At 43.3% G+C, this 16,162-nt stretch carries 27 protein-coding genes and 3 pseudogenes; 24 read left to right on the top strand and 6 right to left on the bottom strand.

Going from position 1 to position 16,162, the window contains the following annotated elements:
* Positions 1 to 8: 8 nt before the first annotated feature.
* On the bottom strand, positions 9 to 689 hold the full coding sequence (locus KUH03_RS08745; protein WP_257092570.1) for a hypothetical protein: 681 nt from the start codon (positions 687 to 689) through the stop codon (positions 9 to 11).
* 551 nt (positions 690 to 1,240) lie between these two features.
* Between KUH03_RS08745 and KUH03_RS08740 the strand changes: the two genes are divergently transcribed.
* Both KUH03_RS08740 and KUH03_RS08735 read left to right on the top strand, forming a co-directional pair.
* Complete coding sequence (locus KUH03_RS08740; RefSeq protein WP_257092569.1) at positions 1,241 to 1,393, top strand: hypothetical protein; 153 nt, start codon at positions 1,241 to 1,243, stop codon at positions 1,391 to 1,393.
* Positions 1,394 to 1,551: 158 nt separating this feature from the next.
* Complete coding sequence (locus KUH03_RS08735; RefSeq protein WP_257092568.1) at positions 1,552 to 1,722, top strand: hypothetical protein; 171 nt, start codon at positions 1,552 to 1,554, stop codon at positions 1,720 to 1,722.
* A 348-nt stretch (positions 1,723 to 2,070) separates the two neighbouring features.
* On the opposite strand, the gene KUH03_RS08730 is transcribed toward KUH03_RS08735, so the two are convergent.
* The 3 genes from KUH03_RS08730 to KUH03_RS08720 form a co-directional block, all read right to left on the bottom strand.
* Positions 2,071 to 2,292 carry a hypothetical protein gene (locus KUH03_RS08730; RefSeq protein ID WP_257092566.1) on the bottom strand — a complete coding sequence of 74 codons (222 nt, stop codon included), beginning with the start codon at positions 2,290 to 2,292 and terminating at the stop codon, positions 2,071 to 2,073.
* Positions 2,262 to 2,873 (bottom strand): hypothetical protein, encoded by a 612-nt coding sequence (locus KUH03_RS08725; RefSeq protein WP_257092564.1) that lies wholly within the window; start codon positions 2,871 to 2,873, stop codon positions 2,262 to 2,264. Before KUH03_RS08725 ends, KUH03_RS08730 begins: the two co-directional genes overlap by 31 nt.
* 223 nt (positions 2,874 to 3,096) lie before the next feature.
* Entirely contained in the window at positions 3,097 to 3,618 is a 522-nt protein-coding gene (locus KUH03_RS08720; protein ID WP_257092562.1) for a hypothetical protein, read from the bottom strand.
* 313 nt (positions 3,619 to 3,931) lie between these two features.
* Between KUH03_RS08720 and KUH03_RS08715 the strand changes: the two genes are divergently transcribed.
* The 18 genes and pseudogenes from KUH03_RS08715 (at position 3,932) to KUH03_RS08620 (ending at position 13,910) form a co-directional block, all read left to right on the top strand.
* Positions 3,932 to 4,273, top strand: a complete 342-nt coding sequence (locus tag KUH03_RS08715; protein ID WP_257092560.1) for a DUF4870 domain-containing protein — start codon at positions 3,932 to 3,934, stop codon at positions 4,271 to 4,273.
* A gap of 14 nt (positions 4,274 to 4,287) precedes the next feature.
* On the top strand, positions 4,288 to 4,674 hold the full coding sequence (locus tag KUH03_RS08710) for a hypothetical protein (RefSeq protein ID WP_257092558.1): 387 nt from the start codon (positions 4,288 to 4,290) through the stop codon (positions 4,672 to 4,674).
* Positions 4,671 to 5,021: a DKNYY domain-containing protein gene (locus tag KUH03_RS08705; RefSeq protein WP_257092556.1), complete on the top strand. Its 351-nt coding sequence runs from the start codon at positions 4,671 to 4,673 to the stop codon at positions 5,019 to 5,021. The genes KUH03_RS08710 and KUH03_RS08705 overlap by 4 nt, the downstream gene beginning before the upstream one ends.
* A 124-nt stretch (positions 5,022 to 5,145) precedes the next feature.
* Positions 5,146 to 5,703 (top strand): hypothetical protein, encoded by a 558-nt coding sequence (locus tag KUH03_RS08700; RefSeq protein ID WP_257092554.1) that lies wholly within the window; start codon positions 5,146 to 5,148, stop codon positions 5,701 to 5,703.
* 38 nt (positions 5,704 to 5,741) lie between these two features.
* On the top strand, positions 5,742 to 5,924 hold the full coding sequence (locus tag KUH03_RS08695) for a hypothetical protein (RefSeq protein WP_257092552.1): 183 nt from the start codon (positions 5,742 to 5,744) through the stop codon (positions 5,922 to 5,924).
* 321 nt (positions 5,925 to 6,245) lie between these two features.
* Positions 6,246 to 6,614 (top strand): hypothetical protein, encoded by a 369-nt coding sequence (locus KUH03_RS08690; protein WP_257092550.1) that lies wholly within the window; start codon positions 6,246 to 6,248, stop codon positions 6,612 to 6,614.
* Between the two features lie 232 nt (positions 6,615 to 6,846).
* Positions 6,847 to 7,527 (top strand): hypothetical protein, encoded by a 681-nt coding sequence (locus KUH03_RS08685; RefSeq protein WP_257092548.1) that lies wholly within the window; start codon positions 6,847 to 6,849, stop codon positions 7,525 to 7,527.
* A gap of 168 nt (positions 7,528 to 7,695) precedes the next feature.
* Positions 7,696 to 8,118, top strand: a complete 423-nt coding sequence (locus tag KUH03_RS08680; RefSeq protein ID WP_257092546.1) for a hypothetical protein — start codon at positions 7,696 to 7,698, stop codon at positions 8,116 to 8,118.
* 115 nt (positions 8,119 to 8,233) lie between these two features.
* Positions 8,234 to 8,665 carry a biotin/lipoyl-binding protein gene (locus KUH03_RS08675; protein WP_257092544.1) on the top strand — a complete coding sequence of 144 codons (432 nt, stop codon included), beginning with the start codon at positions 8,234 to 8,236 and terminating at the stop codon, positions 8,663 to 8,665.
* A 79-nt stretch (positions 8,666 to 8,744) separates the two neighbouring features.
* Positions 8,745 to 9,311, top strand: a complete 567-nt coding sequence (locus tag KUH03_RS08670; protein ID WP_257092542.1) for an efflux RND transporter periplasmic adaptor subunit — start codon at positions 8,745 to 8,747, stop codon at positions 9,309 to 9,311.
* Positions 9,312 to 9,326: 15 nt separating this feature from the next.
* A pseudogene (locus KUH03_RS08660) lies at positions 9,327 to 10,214 on the top strand (efflux RND transporter permease subunit).
* Positions 10,189 to 10,896, top strand: a complete 708-nt coding sequence (locus KUH03_RS08655; protein WP_306429710.1) for an efflux RND transporter permease subunit — start codon at positions 10,189 to 10,191, stop codon at positions 10,894 to 10,896. The pseudogene KUH03_RS08660 and the gene KUH03_RS08655 overlap by 26 nt, the downstream one beginning before the upstream one ends.
* 17 nt (positions 10,897 to 10,913) lie before the next feature.
* Positions 10,914 to 11,174: an efflux RND transporter permease subunit gene (locus KUH03_RS08650; RefSeq protein WP_257092539.1), complete on the top strand. Its 261-nt coding sequence runs from the start codon at positions 10,914 to 10,916 to the stop codon at positions 11,172 to 11,174.
* On the top strand, positions 11,171 to 11,302 hold the full coding sequence (locus tag KUH03_RS08645; RefSeq protein WP_257092530.1) for a hypothetical protein: 132 nt from the start codon (positions 11,171 to 11,173) through the stop codon (positions 11,300 to 11,302). The genes KUH03_RS08650 and KUH03_RS08645 overlap by 4 nt, the downstream gene beginning before the upstream one ends.
* A 144-nt stretch (positions 11,303 to 11,446) precedes the next feature.
* A pseudogene (locus tag KUH03_RS08635) lies at positions 11,447 to 12,477 on the top strand (efflux RND transporter permease subunit).
* Positions 12,470 to 13,009: a TolC family protein gene (locus KUH03_RS08630; RefSeq protein ID WP_257092527.1), complete on the top strand. Its 540-nt coding sequence runs from the start codon at positions 12,470 to 12,472 to the stop codon at positions 13,007 to 13,009. Before KUH03_RS08635 ends, KUH03_RS08630 begins: the two are co-directional and overlap by 8 nt.
* Complete coding sequence (locus tag KUH03_RS08625; protein WP_257096788.1) at positions 12,928 to 13,494, top strand: TolC family protein; 567 nt, start codon at positions 12,928 to 12,930, stop codon at positions 13,492 to 13,494. The genes KUH03_RS08630 and KUH03_RS08625 overlap by 82 nt, the downstream gene beginning before the upstream one ends.
* Positions 13,461 to 13,910, top strand: coding sequence for a TolC family protein (locus KUH03_RS08620; protein ID WP_257092526.1), 450 nt, complete (start codon positions 13,461 to 13,463; stop codon positions 13,908 to 13,910). Before KUH03_RS08625 ends, KUH03_RS08620 begins: the two co-directional genes overlap by 34 nt.
* A 67-nt stretch (positions 13,911 to 13,977) precedes the next feature.
* Here the strand turns inward: KUH03_RS08620 and KUH03_RS08615 are convergent, their stop codons facing one another.
* Positions 13,978 to 14,121 carry a hypothetical protein gene (locus tag KUH03_RS08615; protein WP_257092525.1) on the bottom strand — a complete coding sequence of 48 codons (144 nt, stop codon included), beginning with the start codon at positions 14,119 to 14,121 and terminating at the stop codon, positions 13,978 to 13,980.
* A 90-nt stretch (positions 14,122 to 14,211) separates the two neighbouring features.
* Here KUH03_RS08615 and KUH03_RS08610 point away from each other — a divergent pair, with 90 nt between their 5' ends.
* Positions 14,212 to 14,595 carry a hypothetical protein gene (locus KUH03_RS08610; protein ID WP_257092523.1) on the top strand — a complete coding sequence of 128 codons (384 nt, stop codon included), beginning with the start codon at positions 14,212 to 14,214 and terminating at the stop codon, positions 14,593 to 14,595.
* 25 nt (positions 14,596 to 14,620) lie between these two features.
* Positions 14,621 to 15,037: a DinB family protein gene (locus KUH03_RS08605; protein ID WP_257092512.1), complete on the top strand. Its 417-nt coding sequence runs from the start codon at positions 14,621 to 14,623 to the stop codon at positions 15,035 to 15,037.
* 8 nt (positions 15,038 to 15,045) lie between these two features.
* Here the strand turns inward: KUH03_RS08605 and KUH03_RS08600 are convergent, their stop codons facing one another.
* Positions 15,046 to 15,231, bottom strand: a complete 186-nt coding sequence (locus KUH03_RS08600) for a hypothetical protein (protein WP_257092511.1) — start codon at positions 15,229 to 15,231, stop codon at positions 15,046 to 15,048.
* A gap of 107 nt (positions 15,232 to 15,338) precedes the next feature.
* Between KUH03_RS08600 and KUH03_RS08595 the strand changes: the two are divergent.
* Together KUH03_RS08595 and KUH03_RS08585 are read left to right on the top strand one after the other, a co-directional pair.
* Positions 15,339 to 15,616, top strand: a pseudogene (locus KUH03_RS08595) (response regulator transcription factor); the annotation flags it as partial.
* A gap of 63 nt (positions 15,617 to 15,679) precedes the next feature.
* Positions 15,680 to 16,138, top strand: coding sequence for a response regulator transcription factor (locus KUH03_RS08585; RefSeq protein ID WP_257092498.1), 459 nt, complete (start codon positions 15,680 to 15,682; stop codon positions 16,136 to 16,138).
* The last annotated feature ends 24 nt before the right edge of the window (positions 16,139 to 16,162 follow it).

Raw genomic sequence — 16,162 nt, 5'->3', positions numbered from 1 at the left:
TTAGTGTTTTATCCTTTGCTTGATGCTGAGATGTTTAATGTTAATCCTTGTTTGACAGCGTATTTTACGATTTCGACGTCAGGCCTATGTTGATCGTCACAATCCCAGGGTTGTGTTGTACTGATTTTCTCGGCCTGATAGGCTTGTGAAAAATACCTTTTGGATTCATCGTTAAGTGACTGGTAGTAATTATTCAGGCATTTTTCAGCCGGATGCTGGCCGAATTTTTCGAGTATATAACGCAGGGAAATGGTAAACCCAAATTCATTGTGTTCTGCTAGAAATTTACTTCCAGCCCAATAATGTTTGTGTGTGGTATAATCCAGATGTGGATAGCGATATAAATCATTCGGAATTTTTCCTAAAAACCCTTGCTCAATCCATTCACCCAAATGCGCATTGGCATGGTTTTCAAACACGTCGATAAATGGAATAAATAATACTTCGGCATGTCTGCAAATATCCGTATAAGCTTGCTCTAGGCTGTATATTTCACCAATCTCATAGTAGTAACCTAAATCCCATAACGAGATTGAAATCAAACCTGTGGCAGTATTCCAGTCGCTCTTTACCGTTTTGCAGCTTATCACGAATGTGGTGAAAAGGGCTATTTTCGTTTTGCTGTTTCCTTCGGCCGAATGAAAGCGTATACTATATTCATATTCATCCGTTGTTTTCTTTACCCCCATTTCTTGCTGTATTTAAAGCTTAATGCTTTATAATGTGTGGCGATTTGATGTCCAATCTGGTCAAAAATTTCTGCTGCTTTCATTTTTTGTTCCCTGTTTCAGTCCAAATAAGGCGAAACGTAGCGCACTGGTCTAAGCATTTTTATAACCATCATTGCTCGTTTGTCTTTTGCTTAAGCAAATATGCGCATTAAAACGGGGCATTTTTTTGTCTATTTATATCCGTGAGACTTTGTTTACGATTCGTTTTGCTTGTGGTGATATTTGCGCGGCATAATTCGAGGGACAATTTGATTTAATCGATGGGGAAGGTTGCTGATTTATGCTTGTTTATAACGACTTTTTTGAAATGCATTTTTGTATGCGTGATTTGTAGCTTATAAATTACAATTTTGCATTTTTTGCTATATGAATCTGGTTAAGAGCTGTATGTATGCTCATTAAGAAACAAAAAACCGCTACTTTTGTGCCATCTATCTATGTTATATTAAACACATGTTTTATGGTTACGGGTATTCTAGTTATTCTATTTATTTTTTTGGGAGCTTTTTTTGGAGAAAAAACAATTAGCACTACGGTTTAATGCAAATGTCAAGATTGCGGTCGATTATATGGTTCAGGAACACCCGGGGCAATATAGCGGCGATCGAAATGCAAAAGTGGCGTCTTTATTTTCAATGCCGAGCGTACAAACGATACATTGAAAAATGTTGTCATAAAAAAGGTAAAACCTTTACATTCAGCTTTGGATGTCAATCTCGAACATATGCTGCTGGTTTCATTTGAGGAGCTGCTGCTCCAAAAAATGTATCTGTCCGTTTTAAGGTCATAAAGAAAGGGGCAAAGATTGATCATCTAAAAGGTGTTCATATCCGCATATCCGGGGTGCTCAACTTTAAACACGGGGGCCAAAGATTTTACCGCTGTATTACCTATTGCGGGTCTGTATCAAGTGGCGCGTACAGCAAAAAGTGTTGATCTAACTGAGACCCAGGCATTGGGTAACATCGCGGAGCTTAATCTTTCGATTTAAGGCAGCGCGGCAGGCCAAAAAAACTGTGCAGGGAAAGACAGGACGGGACTATAGGTTTTGGACTGTCTCCCTCTGGCTTCGTTAAAGATCTATGGTTATGATGACCATTTTGTTTGATACTATGACTGATCTTGCAATTGGATGGGCAATGTTTTGGTATTTATGGAATAATTTAAGAGCAAGACCTTAAAAATTCTTCCAGATCAACATCCTTATTCAACCCAAATTTTTGCTTCAGCCGATATTTAAACATGCGCACGCTATGAGGTTCTACATGAAGGGCTTGCGCAATTTGTGTGGTATTCATTTGTAGATGCAGATAGGCACAGTATTTTAAATCAAGTGGTGTCAGTTTCTTAACTGCTTTGGCCGAGAGCTGACTAAAAAATCAGGATGCAGCTGCTGGATTTGCTTGGTGATAGCCTCAAAATCGGCACTTAACAGCATTCCTTCCTTCAGCAGTTTTTTTATAGGGTTAGCGTCGCTTTCATTCAACTGGGTTTTTATTTGCTGAAGCATATCGTTTTTATGTTCAATCATCAACGAGTTGGCGAGGGCCTCTTTTTCCAATTGCTTGCGTTTGAGCTCCAACAGTTCCTGTTCGGCCCGGAGGCGCGCCTGTTCTTCTCGATCCAGTTGCAGCTGAATGGCTGCCCTTTTTCGGTTTCTTCATGCTCCTGTTGTAGTTTTCGTTCGCGCTCGATAGAATAACGTAGTTTAAAGTGGTATGAACGGAACATAAAACACAGTCCTGCAAGCAAAGCCAATGCAATGCCGCCATACAGGTAATTCTGTTTTTGCGGAATTCCGCCTGCTGGCTCAGCAATTTCAACTGTTGGTTTTTTCTTTTCGCTTTCGTATTGTACTTCGAGTTTCTGGGTATTGAAAATCTGTTGTTGATCAAAGGTTTTCTTCAACAGCTGTTCGGCAGTCGTCTGGTAGCTGAATGCAGTTCGTAGATCATTCTTTTTGTTGGCGATATCCGAAAGCTGCTTGAATACCGTATATTCTGATTTGTAAAAGTTATTACCATCCTGTTTGATCTGGCTGATACACTGCAATAGGTACTGCTCGGCGAGAGACAGGTTGTTTTCCTGTAAGGCAAAGCCGCTTTTGATGCCAAATACATTGACCCAATATTCTGCAGGCATGATTCGTTTTAAGTTCTTTTTCGGCGAACCCGAGGTAATAGAATGCCTGCTTCCTGCGTTCAGCTAATGGATCTTTGGAAAACTCAAAGTAAAAGTTGGCCAGATTGATGCAGGTAATCACAAAACTGTTTGCGCTGATATGGCTGGGGTACTGTTGATGGAAATCAAATGATTTTTAAGATAGTTGAAACTGCTGTCAAGTAAGGTCCGCTGCTGCTGTTTCTCATATCTGGCTTGGAACATACTCGATAGGCCGTTGTTGACATTCACAAGTGCATTGTAATTGTGGTCTTGCAGCGCATACTGTTCGCACTTGCGAATATAATGATTCATTTTCCCGTGATCCCCCAACGGCTGTACACGCCATAAAGCAGGTAGTTGAGCGCGTATTTATTAGGGAGATCTTTATCGCTTTTTCCAATAGCTGCAATCCTTTCAGGGCGCTTTTGGTAACTTCATCAGGCAGCCCCAATTGCCGGTTTAACGCTGCCTCTGCACGATATGCGATGGCTTTGGCCTCGTTTGTCTTGGCTTCCTGGGCAAATCGTTGGCTATTGTCCAAGCTCCTTTTGCTTAAGAGCAAACTGTCTGTGTTGCCATAGGCTAAACTCTGATGGGCATAGAGATAGGCTAGCTCATCGGCTGTATTATCTTTTCTTTCGATTGACTTTTCGAGGAGATACAGTACATCCTTTGGTCGGTTCCTGATCCGTAGCGTTTCCAGTGAGTCAAGTGTTTGCTGCATTGCCGGACGTAATTGTGCCTGGATGGTACAACCAAGCGACAGTATCAAGATCAGGATAAGGAAGTTCTTAAAATACATTTTTGTTTATCTACAATTAGCCGTTCTAAAGATCAAATTTAAGATTTATATCCGTAATCGTTTTTATCCCAAGTTGAAATAAGTGATTTGTTAAATATGCTGGTTTTCAGCGTTGTATTGGATTTGTAGATATTTTGTATATATAGTTTTTTAGCTTGTATATGCTTTGTTATGGTTTTGGGAGAGGTTTTTGATCCAGATTCTGACATATTTGTCTAAACAAAAATATAAACTTATGAGCCCAAAAATGCAGTCTATTCTTAGCTATATTGGTATCCTATGGCTAGTCGCTTATTTCGGTGGAAAATCTGAACGAAATGATTTCAGTACCTATCACCTCAAACAGGGTTTAGGGCTTCTACTTTTTTCTTTTCTGTTTGGGGTGATGATCAACATCGTCGCTGTCGTTTCATCATCGCTGGCGGGTATCCTGAGCTATGCGGGCATTTTGTTTTTTATCGTGATGGTGTTAGGGATCATCAATGCCTCCAATGAGGTGAAAAAGCCGCTGCCATTGCTGGGTGAAATGTTTGACAAACAATTCCCATTTCTGGATAAAGAAAAAGATTTAAATTAAAAACAACCACGTCTATGGGCAGCAGAGCTATTGGAAATGGGTTTGTGGTCGTAGATGACAAATTTATCTTGCATTTCGACAATGAAGTGTACCGTAAATTTTATGGCATCATTGATTTTGCCAGCTTTGAGATCATACAGAGCAATGGATCTACGTTTCATTATTTTAGGGATCGGAACCATATTTATCTCGAAAGCTACATGAATGCGTTCTGCGTACTGACGGATGCTGATGTCACGGGTTTTCATATTATTGATTTTGAAAATGGCATGGCCTCATCCTTGGCGATGGACTATGTGTTTGACAAAAAGCTGAGCTATCGTCTGGCGGATAGCATTGCACTGCCGGGCTTATACCAGCAGGTGGGGATGCGATTTATTGCGCCTATGTCCAGCAAGTGAAAAATGCTGATGCTGCAACCTTCGAAGTATGCCATGGTGAAGACATCGGGAATGTCGCAAAAGATAAAAACCACGTTTATTTCCGGAATGAAATTGTGGCCGATGCGGATGCGGCGAGTTTTCGAATATTGGAGCAATGTGTTTCGGGAAATTATTACCGCGAATGCGATCATACGTTCTACGCAGTGGATAATCGGCTGGCATTTTATATTGACACGATTGCAAGATCCATAAAGCCGATCAGAACAAAAAGTTTGGAACAGTTCCGTTTTGAGGTACGGGATGAACTAGGCTATGCACTGGATAAGGAATATCGTTATCTGTATGGCAAAAGAAGCCGATTGTGAATGGGAAAATATGGTATCTCGTCGGTTCCTGCTGGTCTGTATACAGCATTAGAGCAGCAAGTCCATGAAGCGGAGCCGGGAGTAAATAACGTTTAAATAAAAAGGTATGTCCGTTAAAAAAACAATGGGAATAATCATAGGAATAGGAATCGTGGTCGTGCTTGTCTTTGGCTTTGTTCTGTATGCGACCATCAAAACAAAATCGACCGTTATCAGTCAATACAGTCCGTATAAAGAATGGATGGGCCGGACGGTAATACTGGATAAGGAAACGGTCTTATTGACGGAAAAGGTAAAACAATTCGATGATAAAAATATCCCTACCTGCTGCTGGACAGCTTGCACCCCGATTGGTCCTATCTGGCTGAACGTATTGAATTGGGCGACTATATCCTGGTGGAAAAGTTTCCGGCAGGTGCAAAATTTCATATCGAGAAAGCCATCCAGTTTACTGGTGGTGTGTCAGGAAATTCTACACCTTTTGTTTTTGGAACGATCAGCTACAACGGAAAAACTACAAAATAAGCTACCAATGGGGAACAATGGATATCGCCAAGTTTATGGACAAGGTGAACGCCTGCTGGCAGTTCCACCGAGCCCCTTGGCAGTCGCAGGCAGACACAGCTTATTACGAACTGCCAGAAGCGCAATGGTGGTAATATTTCTAGAAAATAAGGAATAACCCAAATAATAAATGTATGGAATCTCTTAACCTTAAAAATGAAAATGGCAATAGCAATACACCTCATCCTGCTCCTGATCGGGATTGCACTTTTGGTAACGGGTATACTATCCTTTATCGGTTCACGGAGGCTTAATGCCGGCGGTTATACGGTAGAAGCTACAGTCGTCGAAAATATTCCTTCGCGTGAAAGTGAGGGGGCACGATGTATACGCCACTGATGGAGTACCATATCGGAGATAAGAAAAGACTTTTTCACCCAGTACAAGATCAAATCCTCCGGCCTATAATATCGACGAAAAAGTAAGACTTATTTATGACCCGGATAATGCCGATGATGTGCGCATACAATCTTATTGGGGCTGTACCTGGGAAGCATTATCTTATTGGCTTTCGCCCTGCCGATGTCGCTGATCGGTGGTGGTTACTTTTTGTTTAAAGCGGGAATTATTTAAAAGAACGACAGATGGAACTAAATACACTTTATATTAACATTCAGATCAAAAAAGGGAAATTGAATGAGTTTTTTTGTTACGAAGCCGATGACTACGGGAATTGATGACAACTGGACGCAATGGTGGGACAGTTGTGAGATGTACAATAAAACAGGATTGAAAAATATTCCTACTTATACAAAAGAAAACAACCGTAATGTAGTCGATGATTTGTTGCGTGACAGTTTTTTCTGCTCGACAGAGCAATATGATGATAAAGAACAACAGTGGAACTTTACTTCGCTCAACTTCAGTGAAAACTATTACGAAATATTGCCTATGCTGGCATTTTTAAAACAGCTGGGTCTGTATACCGAAAGTGGTTATGCCCTGATCTATGACTGGATGTGGGGGATGAAACGGTTATGGCTTTTGTCGAATTCAGGGAGGGAAAGGCATGGCTTAAGCCTGTTATAACACATGCACAGGTAGCGCCGGAGATTCTCGAAGAAGCAAATAGTTATTTGCAGGAAGTATCAGAAAGCTTTTATAAAAAGGACAAGATTGAAGCGTCTTTCCGAAAGTGTTTCAATAGTTAATCGTATGAAGGAATAAAAAATCTTGACAATATGTTTTCTTAATTCAACAATACCAAGCAGCTCGCTTTTCAGCGTCTGAACTGCAAAATCCGCAAACACCTGGGCAGGGCATGGACCTTGTTTTTCTGCGTACCGAGATGCGCATGGCGGTCTGTACCGTGCATTCCCGAAAAGCGGCCGGTGAATTCAGGGATGTTAATACGGGGAAAGTCATACGACGGCGGCAGTGGACGGCTGATATGAAGGCCTTCTACACGCTGAAAAACAACGAAGTCCCAGCACCGCCCTCTGTTTTCAAGTTGACCATTATAGGGTGGGTCGCCCTGTTGCTGATCGTCACCTTTTTTGGGGTGCTTACGTATGATGCGGTAAAACCACCCTTACCGAAACCGGCTGCTAGCTTGGCCATGGAGCAAAAACCAGCGGTCGGAGATATTTATTTTGGACATTTTGAAGCTCCTCAGGGTACAGGCGACCGTTTGGGCTTTGGCTGGTTCCGGGTGACCAAAGTGGAAGGCGATACGTATTTTATTGCCAAATCGACCACAATGAGCAAAACCAGCAAGCCCAAAGAGCAATTGGAAAGCACTAGTTTTGAAACCGAAGGTACTCCCGTAAAAATTATGGAACAGGCAAGTTATCTGATCAATCTGAAATCGGAAGATGGGGAATGGAGATCTATTTTACGGATAAAAAGTAAGCTGATGCAGGTATCTGGCATGGAGTTAAAATGCGAATATTTTTGCCTGAGCCAGCTAGGGAGTCATGTGGAGGGGATAAAGCTTCACTGATCTGTTGCTCATGGGCTAAAATGTGCTATGTGAAGGTTTTTAAATATGATTATTTAAACTTTAAAGGTTTAATTTTAAATACTTTGTAACAATAGTATTTAATCTTTAACACTTCCATATCTAAATTGCTTGCATCCTTTTTAAAGTTTAATTACATTTGCTTTAACGATGCAAGGAAGATTCCGTCAATATCTGTTCGGCGTATGGTGCGCAATACTTGTCGGTTTAGGCTGGCATTATGCAGCAACAACAGAATCTTCTGCATTGACCAACCGACATGCTGTCGAACACTTCAATCGACAGGTAAAGGGCGCACAACAGGATAACGATATCATCCGTAAAAGTAAACATCGGCGCCACGAAAAACTTAGGGCTTATTTTGCTGAAAAAGACGGTGAAAATGATGATACCGGAAGCGACACTGACTCGCCAAATTTATTTGCGCTTTCCAAGAATAATTTTGGCAATCTGAATGCCAACATCCACCCCGATTTCCACAACACGCGCACCGCAGTCTCGTTGGCCAATGTCGAAAATCTTAACCCACAAAAAAACGCCCTTTATATCCATTACAGCGTCTTCAGGCTGTGATTTTTAAGTAATTTTTTTTAGAAAATATCAAAAATGGCTTTCAAGGTAATTTGGACGCCTGTCACACTATTGTTCAATTTTTCGAAAATTATTATAAAAATCTATGATCATGGTCATGAAAAATTTCATGTATATCAACCTGTGCCTTATTATGCTATCTACAAGCTGCCAGTCCGAGAAAAAGGAAAAAAAAGAAGCAGCAGTTTTCAACGTGACCACTCCGTTGGTGAAAGATACACTTGTCAATAAAGATTATGTCGCCCAGATCCGTTCGATCAATCATATCGAGCTACGCGCCCAAGAAAAAGGTTATATTCAATCTATTTTTGTGGACGAGGGTCAGTTTGTACAAAAAGGGCAACCACTCTTTAAAATTATGCCCAACCTCTATGAGTCCGATGTCAATCGGGCAAGAGCTGAGGTGAAATACGCGGAAATCGAATATCAAAATACCAAAAATCTCTCCGAAAAGATATTGTTGCCCCTCAGGAAACCGAAATGGCCAAAGCAAAATATGAAAAGGCCAAAGCCGAACTGGCATCCATGAATACGCACCTCAAATTTACGGACATCGTAGCCCCTTCTCCGGTATTGTCGGTAAACTGCATCTACGTAAAGGTAGCCTGGTGGATGAAGGGGAGTTGATTACGGAGCTATCTGATAATAGCAAAATGTGGGTTTACTTCAATGTGCCCGAAGTAGAATACCTCAATCAGATGGAGGCTAAAAAGGATAACAGTCCCATGCATGTCCGGTTGAACCTGGCCAACGGAAAGGAATTTGGCCAGGAAGGTATTGTCGAAACAATCGAATCGGATTTCAATAACGAAACCGGAAATATTGCCTACAGGGCGACCTTCCCAAATCCAAAAGGTTTATTGCGGTTTGGCGAGACCGGCAATATTGTGATCACCTCACCCTATACGAATGCTTTGATGATCCCGCAGAAAGCGACATTTGAGGAGCTCGAAAAGAAATATGTCTATGTCATCACAAAAGATAATAAAGTTAAAGCAAGAGAAATAAAGGTTGCTGCTGAACTGCCACATATCTATGTTGTCTCTTCGGGTTTGAGTAAAGACGAAAAGATTTTACTGAATGGACTTCGCATGGTACAGGAAAATCAGACCATTGAATCAAAGTACCAGACCCCGGAGAAAGTCATGTCAAACCTAGATTTATATGCAGAGTAATTAAAAAGCAGCATTATGTTTAAAAAAGTAATACATCGGCCGGTATTTGCTATTGTCATATCGGTTGTCATCTTATTTATCGGTGGTCTGGCTATCAAGCAGCTTCCTACCGAACAATTTCCAAAGATCGCCCCCACCACAGTGGCGGTTTCCATCGCCTACCCGGGGCAAGTGCAGATGTGCTTGTAAAATCTTCACTCATTACCTTAGAGAATGCCATTAATGGGGTACAGGGCATGCGTTATATCGCAACAGATGCGACCAGTGCCGGAGAGGCTACGGTAAACGTGGTCTTTGACCCGGGGACAGACCCCAATGATGCGGTCGTACTGGTCAAAACGAGTGGATCAGGTGATGCCGCTGTTGCCCGAGCTGGTGCAAAAGGAAGGGGTGATCGTCAATCCGATTCAGCCCAGTATGTTGATGTACGTGAACCTGTACAGTACCAGTAAAAGTATGGATGAAAAATTCCTGTACAACTATGCGACCGTAAACATTATTCCCGAAATCAACCGGATCCATGGTATTGCCAAATCCCAGATCTTGGGGAGCAGACGTTATGCTATGCGGATCTGGTTAAATCCCGACCGTATGCGTGCCTATAGCTTATCTGTCGATGAGGTGATGAAGGCTATCGGTGAGCAAAGTATTATTGGTAGACCGGGACGATTGGGGCAGAGCTCAGGTATTGCTGCCCAGTCGCTGGAGTATGTGTTGACCTATAAAGGCCAGTACAGTAAACCCGAGGAATATGAAAATATCATCGTTCGGGCAAATGGCGAAGGTGAAAATATCAAGTTAAAAGATGTTGCCAAAGTCGAATTGGGCAGTGAGTTTTTGATATTTACTCGAATCTGGATGGACATCCTCGGCTTCCATTGTACTCAAACAGAATTATGGTAGCAATGCCAATGATGTTATTAAGGATGTAAAAGCTAAGCTGGCGGAGATGAAAGGAAATTTCCCGCCGGGTGTGGACTATAAGATCAGCTATGACGTATCGCAGTTTTTGGATGCCTCGATCGAACAGGTAATGCATACCTTGCGTGATGCCTTTATCCTGGTAGCTATCGTTGTATTTATTTTCCTGGGCGACTGGCGCTCTACGCTGATCCCGATCATTGCGGTTCCAGTATCGCTGATAGGTACATTCTTTGTCATTCAGTGGTTCGGAATGTCGATCAACTTGGTTACACTTTTTGCACTTGTCCTGGCCATTGGTATTGTGGTGGACAATGCTATTGTCGTGATCGAAGCCGTCCACGCCAAGATGGAGGAGAGCGCAATCTCGCCTTACAATGCCGTCAAGGAAGTGATGGCTGAAATCGCTGGCGCGATCATCGCTATTACGGCGGTCATGGTTGCCGTGTTTATCCCGATTTCGTTTATGACAGGCCCTGTCGGGACGTTTTACCGTCAGTTTTCAATTACCATGGCGAGTTCCATTGTGATATCGGCCGTCGTAGCACTTACACTCACACCTGTACTTGCAGCGATGTTATTGAAAAATAATCATGGAAAACCCCAAAAACAAATCTATTTACCAAAGCTCTTGATACGTTTAACCGCACTTTCGATCGGGTAACGGGCTCTTATGCCTCCTTGCTGCGCAAGATCGCCAGCCGGAGGGTCATCACCTGGGGCATCCTCATCGTTTTCTGTGTGGGGACTTTCCTGATCAACAAAACGCTTCCGGGTGGTTTTATACCGAGCGAGGATCAGGGAACGATCTATGCCATCATTCAGACGCCACCGGGATCGACGCTGGAACAGACCAATAAGCTTTCCCGCGAACTGCAAAAGATCTGTCAGGGGTGGACGGTGTGGAGTCGGTCTCTTCGCTTGCCGGCTATGAGATCATGACGGAAGGTCGTGGTTCAAATGCGGGAACCTGTCTGATCAACCTCAAGACTTGGAGTGAGCGGGAGCATGGTGTGAAAGAGATCATGGAAGAACTTGAAGAAAAATCAAAAATCTGGGGGCGACTGTAGAGTTTTTCGAACCGCCGGCTGTTCCTGGTTTTGGATCCTCGGTGGTTTCTCGATGCGCTTACTTGATTTAAACCGGACAACAGATTACCAGGATTTCGATAAAGTAAACAAAGCTTTTATTGCTAATCTAAAAAACGCAAGGAGCTGACGGGAGTATTTACTTTCTTCGCCGCCAATTACCCGCAATATGAACTGGTATTTGACAATAATGCCGCCATGCAAAAAGGGGTTTCTATCGGTAAAGCCATGGATAACCTCAATATCCTGATCGGTAGTACTTACGAACAGGGTTTTATCCGTTTTGGTCAATTCTTTAAAGTCTATGTGCAGTCATCACCCGAATTCAGAAGATTGCCTTCGGATATTATGAATCTTTATGTCAAAAATGATCATGATCAGATGGTTCCGTATTCGGCATTTATGACCTTGAAAAAACACAGGGCCCCAACGAGATCACACGTTACAATATGTATAATTCTGCTGCGGTGCGCGGGCTTCCGGCAAATGGTTATACAACGGCCGACGCCATTCAGGCGATCAATGAGACAGCACTGGCAACATTGCCACACGGTTACAAAGTGGCCTGGGAGGGCTTGTCCTACGATGAAGCACAGCGTGGAAATGAAGCCATTTATGTCTTCTTGGTGGTCCTGGTATTCGTATACCTTGTGTTGGCAGCGCAATACGAAAGTTTTATTATCCCGTTTGCGGTTTTGTTGTCGCTACCGGTAGGTGTATTTGGTTCATTCTTCCTCTTGAAAGCGATGGGGCTCGAAAACGATATCTATGCACAGGTGGGACTGATCATGATCATCGGTCTGTTGGGTAAAAATGCCGTGCTGATCGTTGAATTCGCCGTCAAGCGCCGCCAGGCCGGAGATTCAATACTGGAAGCGGCCATAGAAGGATCAAGAGCTCGGTTCAGACCAATCCTGATGACCTCATTTGCCTTTATCGCCGGACTTGTTCCGCTGGTCTTTGCGAGTGGTGCCGGAGCGATCGGAAACCATACCATAGGTGCTTCTGCATTAGGTGGTATGCTCGTCGGGACAATCTTTGGCGTTATCGTCATTCCGGGACTCTATTACATTTTTGCAAAATTGGCGGATGGTAGAAAAATGATCCAGGCCGAAGACGAATCACCTTTAAGCGAAGACATGATACATTATGAATAGAAATAGATTATATCAATATACAGGTTTTGCACTTTTCTTACTGAGTTTCGTGGGCTGCAAACCTTTGGAAATACAACAACGTGCTGAAAATAGGGCTGTACCAGAGAAATATGGTACTGCCGAAAATGACTCTACAAATACTGGGAAAATCAAATGGAACAGTTATTTCAATGATCCCAATCTACAGGGACTGATCGGTCTGGCACTCGCAAATAATCAGGAGCTCCATATTGTGCTTCAGGAAATCGAGATGGCCAAAAATGAGGTCAGTGCCAAAAAAGGGGAATATTTACCTTCGGTAGGGCTTAAAGTAGGTGCCGGTGTTGACAAAGTGAGCCGTTACACCAATATCGGTGCGATGGAGAAAATACGGAAATCGAACCTGGCCGGGAGATGCCCGAACCGCTGTTTGATTTTGGTGTCGGTGTACAGGCGCAATGGGAAACGGATATCTGGGGTAAACTGCACAATGCCACCAAAGCGCAATTGCAGCGGTATTTTGCGAGTGTGGAAGGCAAAAACTTTATGGTGACGCATCTCATCTCCGAAATTGCAGATGCTTATTATGAGCTCCTGGCACTGGACAACGAACTGCTGGTGGTCAATGAAAACGTGAAGATCCAAAATGATGCGCTAACAGTGGTCAATGACTTGAAAAAGAACGCGCGGTCGAACAAGCTTGCCATCAAAAGATTCGAGGCACAGATCCTGAAAACCCAGGGGATGCAATATGATATCCAGCAACAGATAACGGAAACTGAAAATAGGATCAATTATCTGGTCGGTAGATTCCCGCAGCCAGTGCAGCGCAACCAGGATGCTTTTGAGCAGCTCGTGCCACAGACAGTCTACACGGGTATCCCGGCTGATCTGCTGGAAAATAGACCGGATATCAAGCAGGCAGAATATGAACTCGCTGCCTCCAAATTGATATTAAATCCGCGAAAGCGCGTTTCTATCCTTCCTTGGATATTGCTGCCGGAGTGGGCTTGCAGGCTTTTGATCCGACCTATCTGATTAAACCGGAATCCTTTTTGACTTCACTTGTCGGCGAGCTTACTGCTCCCCTGATCAATAAAAGAGCGATCAAAGCGGCCTATTATAATGCCAACGCAAGACAGGTGCAGGCGGTGTACCATTATGAGCAAACCCTATTAGCTGCTTATATCGAAGTCGCTAACCAGCTTTCAAAAATTAAAAATCTGGAAAATGGCCTTGTGATCAAGACCCGGGAGGTCGATGCCTTAAAGGAATCTATCGCTATCTCCAATGATTTATTTAAGTATGCCCGCGCGGATTATATGGAAGTGTTGCTGACGCAACGCGATGCATTGGAATCCAAATTTGAACTGGTTGAGAAGAAAGCGAATCAGCTCAAAGCGAGTGTAGCGATATATAGATCTCTTGGTGGCGGCTGGGATCGCCAGCAATAGTTTGTCAATGTTTGTTTTTTACTGGTTGGGACTTATCGCTTGATAAGTCCCTTTTTGATGCTTCGCCTTAGTCATCAAGACCGATGAAACTAGCATCGGCATTAAATTTTAAATCCAGATCATTGGACAAATCGATTTGGTAACCATAAGGTTCTTTGTCAATGCCTTCGATAAATAAAGGCGCTGGGTATTGCCTAACAATATAGCTCAATATAGGAGTGGGGGTAAGCGTTATTTTTCGAATCTTATTTGCCTTAGCAAACTATTTTCGCCCTGTACTGTCTTCTATTAAAAAGATAGTATGGAAAAATCTTGCCTTCAAAAGATTGCACGCTATGGCTTAGGTGCTTTCTTAATGGTAGCGGGAATCGGACATCTGACCTTTGCCCGGAAGGAATTTCAGGCACAGGTACCTGATTGGGTGCCAATCTCCAAAGATGATACAGTCCTGTATTCGGGATTTGCTGAAATTGCGCTGGGCAGTGCACTGCTATTGGCAAAGGGCAAACAGCGTGCTACCGTTGGAAAAATTGCCGCGCTGTTTTTTGTTGCGGTGTTCCCAGGCAATATCGCCCAATATAAAGAACATCGGGATGGTTTCGGATTGGACAGTGATGGGAAAAGGCTTGCCCGTTTATTTTTTTCAACCGATACTGGTGCTATGGGCATTGAAGAGCACCAGTAAACGAAAATAGCTTATTAAATCAGGTATGGACAATTTAGAAGTATGGATGCGGGGACCAATCAAGGGGATTCCAGATCTTTTGCAGCCGGTAGCACATGCGCTGCTGCAAGTGGAAGAGGATAGTGCAAAATATACAACCCAGCTGTCGTCAGAGCAGCTCTGGGCACGCCCCTGTGGCAACGCTAGCATCGGATTTCATCTGCTGCATATCCGCGGTGTGATTGATCGCATGTTTACCTATGCTGCAGGCAAATCCTTGTCTGCCGAGCAGTTTGATTATCTCCAAAAGGAAGGCATCGTGGATATGGAACTCAGCGTTGCTACGCTAGTCGGAAACCTACAGCTGCAGATCGGACGGGCTTTAGCTATCTTATCGGTGACTGACCCCTCAACGTTGACCGAAGAACGTTTTCTGGGAGAAAGCAGATTCCAACAACCCTGATCGGTCTCTTATTTCATGCGGCTGAACATGCACAGCGCCATGTCGGCCAGCTGCTGGTCACCGCCCGTTGTCTGAAATAAAGGTTGGCTACCACCTGATCCACTTTGGCGTTTTATTCCTGTTAAGATCTCAGCCAAGAATTGATCCCAGATCAGTGGTGCCTGAGATCTGGATAGACAGGTCGATATGGGCAATATGGGGCTGTGGCCTGTCTAAGGATTAATTTGTAAATTCGTATACTTGTAGATTCCATTAGGATATTCATAATTTTTATAATCCCGTATAAAAATAAAATCAGTTTATGCAGATACTTTTGGTAGAGGACGATCGTCGTATTAGTAGCTTTGTGGTGAAAGGGCTGGAAGAGTTGGGCCATCAGGTCATTTTGGCGGAATCCGCTGAAGCGGCAAGGGAATGGGTCAATGCTGATTCCCTGGATGTTGTGGTACTGGATATTATGCTGCCGGGAATCGATGGGATCCAGTTTACAAAACGCTGCGCTACCGCAAAAACCATATCCCCATTCTGATTCTCAGCGCACTTGGTGAAATTGAAGATAAAGTCGATGCCCTGGAAAGTGGTGCCGATGATTACCTGGTCAAACCTTTTTCGTTTAAGGAACTCGTCAGCCGCATCAAAGCCTTGGTACGTCGGGACAGCTATAAAAATACAAGCCATGTGAATGATAGCTGCATCGAAATTCGCGATCTCAAAGTGGATCTGGACCGTTATGAAGTCTATAAAGGTGGTGAAAATGTCGATCTTTCGCCTAAAGAATTTAAGCTGTTTAAGTATCTGATCGAAAACCGCAATAAGACCCTTTCACGTACCGCGATCCTACAGGCGGTCTGGGGTATTGATTTTGATAACAATACTAATGTCGTGGATGTGTACGTCTCCTATCTGCGGGGAAAGTGGATGATGGAAGTGATACATCCATTATCAGGACGGTCAAAGGGTAGGTTACATGCTCAAAACGGACTGACCATGAACCTCAAGATCAGACTGACACTTTTTCTTCCTTGGTCTTCACGATCATTTTTGGACTTGCGACGCTGGTCATTTACTGGATATTCTATAATTCTTCCGAACGGCATCTGATCAGTTCGCTGGAAAAAACGCAAA

The organism is Sphingobacterium sp. E70 (genome assembly GCF_019285695.1).
GTDB lineage: Bacteria > Bacteroidota > Bacteroidia > Sphingobacteriales > Sphingobacteriaceae > Sphingobacterium > Sphingobacterium detergens.
Note: the sequence above shows the minus strand (reverse complement) of the source record. Positions and strands in the feature narration are given on the sequence as shown.

What these genes read in the sequence shown, in the direction of transcription:
- KUH03_RS08725 (WP_257092564.1), bottom strand. Translation starts at nt 2,873, where the DNA reads ATGCCTGCAGAATATTGGGTCAATGTATTTGGCATCAAAAGCGGCTTT.
- KUH03_RS08680 (WP_257092546.1), top strand. Translation starts at nt 7,696, where the DNA reads ATGCAAGGAAGATTCCGTCAATATCTGTTCGGCGTATGGTGCGCAATA.
- KUH03_RS08710 (WP_257092558.1), top strand. Translation starts at nt 4,288, where the DNA reads ATGGGCAGCAGAGCTATTGGAAATGGGTTTGTGGTCGTAGATGACAAA.
- KUH03_RS08690 (WP_257092550.1), top strand. Translation starts at nt 6,246, where the DNA reads ATGACTACGGGAATTGATGACAACTGGACGCAATGGTGGGACAGTTGT.
- KUH03_RS08715 (WP_257092560.1), top strand. Translation starts at nt 3,932, where the DNA reads ATGAGCCCAAAAATGCAGTCTATTCTTAGCTATATTGGTATCCTATGG.
- KUH03_RS08685 (WP_257092548.1), top strand. Translation starts at nt 6,847, where the DNA reads ATGGACCTTGTTTTTCTGCGTACCGAGATGCGCATGGCGGTCTGTACC.
- KUH03_RS08605 (WP_257092512.1), top strand. Translation starts at nt 14,621, where the DNA reads ATGGACAATTTAGAAGTATGGATGCGGGGACCAATCAAGGGGATTCCA.
- KUH03_RS08745 (WP_257092570.1), bottom strand. Translation starts at nt 689, where the DNA reads ATGGGGGTAAAGAAAACAACGGATGAATATGAATATAGTATACGCTTT.
- KUH03_RS08720 (WP_257092562.1), bottom strand. Translation starts at nt 3,618, where the DNA reads ATGCAGCAAACACTTGACTCACTGGAAACGCTACGGATCAGGAACCGA.
- KUH03_RS08700 (WP_257092554.1), top strand. Translation starts at nt 5,146, where the DNA reads ATGGGAATAATCATAGGAATAGGAATCGTGGTCGTGCTTGTCTTTGGC.
- KUH03_RS08630 (WP_257092527.1), top strand. Translation starts at nt 12,470, where the DNA reads ATGAATAGAAATAGATTATATCAATATACAGGTTTTGCACTTTTCTTA.
- KUH03_RS08675 (WP_257092544.1), top strand. Translation starts at nt 8,234, where the DNA reads ATGAAAAATTTCATGTATATCAACCTGTGCCTTATTATGCTATCTACA.
- KUH03_RS08610 (WP_257092523.1), top strand. Translation starts at nt 14,212, where the DNA reads ATGGAAAAATCTTGCCTTCAAAAGATTGCACGCTATGGCTTAGGTGCT.
- KUH03_RS08645 (WP_257092530.1), top strand. Translation starts at nt 11,171, where the DNA reads ATGACGGAAGGTCGTGGTTCAAATGCGGGAACCTGTCTGATCAACCTC.
- KUH03_RS08695 (WP_257092552.1), top strand. Translation starts at nt 5,742, where the DNA reads ATGAAAATGGCAATAGCAATACACCTCATCCTGCTCCTGATCGGGATT.